Origin of the sequence: Microcystis sp. LEGE 08355 (genome assembly GCF_015207185.1) — a bacterium.
GTDB classification, from domain to species: Bacteria; Cyanobacteriota; Cyanobacteriia; order Cyanobacteriales; family Microcystaceae; genus Microcystis; species Microcystis panniformis.
On record NZ_JADEXI010000401.1, the window covers coordinates 1 to 4323 of the forward strand.

At 42.3% G+C, this 4323-nt stretch carries 5 protein-coding genes; 3 read left to right on the plus strand and 2 right to left on the minus strand.

Features of this window, described 5'->3' with window-relative positions; all coding sequences use genetic code 11:
- Nucleotides 1-116 precede the first annotated feature (116 nt).
- A complete protein-coding gene (locus IQ242_RS17855; RefSeq protein ID WP_002760891.1) occupies nt 117-587 on the plus strand; it encodes a DUF4079 domain-containing protein in 471 nt (156 codons plus the stop codon).
- A 190-nt stretch (nt 588-777) separates the two neighbouring features.
- Here the strand turns inward: IQ242_RS17855 and IQ242_RS17860 are convergent, their stop codons facing one another.
- Nucleotides 778-1332: a hypothetical protein gene (locus tag IQ242_RS17860; RefSeq protein ID WP_002769107.1), complete on the minus strand. Its 555-nt coding sequence runs from the start codon at nt 1330-1332 to the stop codon at nt 778-780.
- 523 nt (nt 1333-1855) lie between these two features.
- The gene (locus IQ242_RS17865) at nt 1856-2872 is read right to left on the minus strand and encodes an AraC family transcriptional regulator (RefSeq protein WP_193960893.1); all 1017 of its coding nucleotides are present in this window, start codon (nt 2870-2872) and stop codon (nt 1856-1858) included.
- Between the two features lie 372 nt (nt 2873-3244).
- Between IQ242_RS17865 and IQ242_RS17870 the strand changes: the two genes are divergently transcribed.
- Complete coding sequence (locus IQ242_RS17870) at nt 3245-3907, plus strand: DUF2092 domain-containing protein (protein WP_193960894.1); 663 nt, start codon at nt 3245-3247, stop codon at nt 3905-3907.
- 73 nt (nt 3908-3980) lie between these two features.
- A partial coding sequence (locus IQ242_RS17875; protein ID WP_193960895.1) for a helix-turn-helix domain-containing protein occupies nt 3981-4323 on the plus strand: 343 nt, incomplete at its 3' end.

The following is a 4323-nucleotide window of genomic DNA, read 5'->3' on the forward strand; positions in this document are numbered from 1 at the left end:
TATGGCGAATATTGGATACGTCCTGTCAGATTAGGGAAACTCTATGAACCAAGAATCCCTCGCTTTTAGTGACGGGAGTGTCAATAAGAAGCGATCTTTGATGAGAACAGACAACTATGAACTTCGAGATTCCCAGTGCCGTAAAAACTTGGTCACAATTTGGCCATCCCATTCTAATGTGGGTTTTATTAGGATTAACTATCTATGCCCTCTATTCGGGGCTACAATGGCGACGGACGCGTACAGCAGATAAAGACCTAAAAAAAGAATTATTGCCCAAGGATTTTCGCACTAAACACTATCAAATTGGCTCCCTAATCCTCGCTTTAATGGTGTTGGGGACGATCGGGGGTATGGCGGTGACTTATATTAATAACGGTAAATTATTTGTCGGTCCCCATCTGCTGGCGGGTTTAGGGATGGTGGGTTTAATCTCGATCAGTGCCGCTTTAGTACCTTTAATGCAAAAAGGCAATGAATTGGCCAGAATCACCCATATTACCCTTAATGCCGTCATTTTAGGTCTTTTTGGCTGGCAAGCCTTCACGGGAATGGATATAGTCCAGCGTATTCTCAGCAAAATGTAAGAAACTTTGAAAATATAGGATGCGTCATCAGACGCATCCAACCCTAAAAAGTGCTTTCAAAGTTAATCACAAGTTATAGAATCTTTCTCACGGGTAGAAACAAAAAGCAAAAAATCAGACAAAGAGATATAGCGTTTCTCATAAAGATGAAGTGTAACCTAATGTAGTCGTGCAAAATAAAATGAGATGACTATTCAGGAGAAGACAAGTCGCGGAAAATCTGGCTGGCAATGGCTGCACTCAGGCGAATTTGTTCAATTTCGGAAAGATTTTGCCAATTTTCGGTTTCGATAGTCGTTTCGCTCTGGCCATTACGCATAGTATAGGCGTAGGGACGGGCAAAAACCTGTAAATCTTCTAGAGACCATTGGGGAAAGAGATCGCTAAGACAAACAACAAGGCGCTCAAGGTTGTCTAATTGACTATTAACTAGATTTTCAGCACTTTCTACTAGACGATTTAAATGTTCAGCCGGCAATAAAGAGGCAAATTTATCAAAGATATTAGACCGGGGTGAAACGGAAACTGTCGGGAATTTTTGGTGTAAACTGTTAAAGAATCTATCAGCTTGTGCTTCGATCGCCGTCGCTTCTAGTCCTTCACACAGAGAAAAGGGCGTTTCTGTCAGGTCTAAGGGATCATGACTCTCAACAGCGGTTACATCCCAGGGATAGGTGACTTCTTCTTCGATCAGGATTGCCAGAAGTTCCTCGGTAATCTGTTCGGATAGGGATAAATGGCTCATAAATAACACTCCATATATTAGCCTTTGTGGTGTTCAATGAGTAACTACATCTCGGTTTTGACAATTTCCGAAGCTACAAACAGACTTCTGGTGCAAGTCAGGCAAAGGCACTGTTGCCATAGGAGCAATAATTAACCCTTGCATATCATTATTGATTACTTTTTGACTTTTGCCAGAAGCCGATCAGAAAAGTGGCATAAACTTCTCAACGCCTGAATTTGGGACAAGCTGACATCCTCTGCTGGAATGTAAGTGATAAATAAGTTTTACCGCTCGAATCTGTCTTCCTCTCTGTGTTCTTTCTGCCTCTGTGGTTTATCCTTAATCTTTCTGGGATCACCTGAGAAAAACTGTATGCTAGGCCATATTTAACCAAGCTAAACCAAGAGAGCCTTAATTTTTTGGTTAGGATAGGCACTCTTGCAATAGTCCCTTCCATAGGTGTAATTAATTTTGTTCAATCTCTTGGTGTTTTCTTGTCCAGACTCCGAGAACACTGGCCCCTTACTCCTCCTCTAGAGGTCTATTGATAATTAGCCAATTTTTGACGACGAAAATCCCGAGGTGATAATCCTGTCCAACGCTTAAAAGCGCGAGTAAAATGGGCGGGATCACTGTAACCTAATTCCATGGCAATATCAATTAATTTTATCTGGGGTTCCTGCAGCCACAAAACTGCTTGCTCAAAACGAATTTTTTCCACTACCTGAGTATAGGTTAAACCTTCTTCTCCTAACCTTCTTTGTAGGGTACGGACACTCATGCCGGTGATTTCTTTGGCTAAGTTAATATCGGGATAACCGTTGGGTAAAAGAGGAGTAATCACCTGTTTTAAAGAGCCACTTATATTCTGTACAGGGGAGGAAGAATAGAGATTTTCCCGATCTTTTTGACTCGGTTTATTATCTAAAGCTACGGAAAATTTAAGAGGTAAACTCAGAAAAGAACGAGGAAAAACAATAGCGGTAAATCCCATTCCCGCACGAATTTTAGTTCTGCTTAAAGATTCATCTTTTAAGTTGCAGCCCCGCTCACCCTGAAGATAAATTGTCGGTGGCTGCCATAATTTTCCTAGGGCGATACTAACTAATTCGATCATCAGTCTTGAAGCAAATTGGGCAGCATAATGACAATTAACCTCCTGATTGTGGAGATAACGCTGACAAAAATAAGCGGTTTCTTCCTGTTCTTTAATCCAGAATATTTCCCCTGAATTGTTAGCCGTGATCATGTTTTTGACCGTATTAAAAGCATCATAGACAGTCAAAGACTGACAAATAATTCGCCCGAAAGTCCCTAAATCAGCGATCGAAGTTGCCTTCCCTACTAATAATCCTAAGTTGTCTATACCTTCTCTGTGCGCCGCTTTCTCGATCAACGAGAAGGCCTGATGACGTGGGATTAAAGATTCGGGATGATCGAGCGCAAATAAGGGTAATTTTACCTCCTCTAATAATTTTTCCGTGGGGGAACCGATGCGATGAAGAAACGTAACAAAGGGTAACAAAGTATTAACCCGAAGCAGGGGGATATATTTCATCTCATTAGAGAACAAGTCGGCGAAAGGAAACTGTGAAGATTATCGCGATTTTGGCGTGAGATGGCAAGAAAAATTTTGATGACACGCTATATTGAATGTCGAAATTGTGAAAACTACCATCTATTACCTCGACTCGTGACTATTTTTCGACAGAACAATGCCCTGACTTCCCCCAGGTCAAATTTATAAACTTTTGCTGATGAAAACAACCAAATCTTAGAATTGAGGAATAAAATAGAGGTTCTCCAGCAAGAGAAGCGGTAAAAGCCATCAATCAATCAAAAAACAAGTCACCAGTTTAATTAATAATTCCTCGGTTATTTTTGCGAGCAGTCTAAGCACATTAACAAAAACCAGATTTTCAGAGCTGCCATGAATTTTCTGCCAAAAATCCTTTTACTGGGTCTAATTAGCTCCTCTGGGCTGGGAATCGTTTCCCCAGTCTCAGCAGAAACTCCCCCAAAAATTGAACCCAAGGCCCTAGCAATTCTCAAGCAAATTAGCGATCGCTTAAGTGCCGCTCGTTCCCTGGCCTTTACCGCCACTATCACCTACGAGAGTCCCAGTCGTATCGGCCCACCTCTGGTGTACACAACGATCGCCGATGTCACCCTGGAACGGCCCAATAAGCTCAGGGTGATTAGTCCGGGAGACGGTCAGGCTAACCAATTCTACTACGATGGCAAAACTATTACCGCCTATTTGCCAACGGAAAATCTGGTGGCTGTCACCAAAGCGCCTAACAATCTCGATGCCGCTTTAAAATTGGCTTACGATGCCGCCGCCATCTATTTCCCCTTTACCGATATCATCGTTGCCGATCCCTACCAAGATATCGCCCCTGGTTTGACCTATGCCTTCTTGATCGGACAATCGCAAGTGGTGGGAGGAACCACCACCAAGATGATAGCGATCGCTAATAACAAAATTTTTGCCCAATTGTGGATCGGGGTCGAAGATAAACTGCCCCGCATGATCCGCGCCGTCTATCGCGACGATCTCGCTCGTCTTCGTCATCGGAAATTTTGGGTCTGAAACCCCGCCGTTTTAGGTTGGCTTTGCTGTTAAATCTTAGCGCATTTACAAAATATGTGTTAGAATGTGAGGTATGGAAAAAGCCTACTCGTTTCGATTTTACCCCACACCAACACAAGAGTCGCTATTGCGGCGCACATTGGGCTGTGTAAGATTGGTTTACAATAAAGCTCTCCATCTCAGAACACAAGCTTGGTACGAAAAGCAAGAAAGAGTAGGCTACGCTCAAACTTCTTCAATGTTGACCGATTGGAAAAAACAAGAAGAATTAGAGTTTTTAAACGAAGTAAGCTGTGTACCCTTACAACAAGGGTTAAGACATTTACAAACAGCTTTCACTAATTTCTTTGCTGGTCGTACTAAGTATCCTAACTTTAAGAAAAAACATCAGGGAGGAAGTGCCGAATTTACCAAAT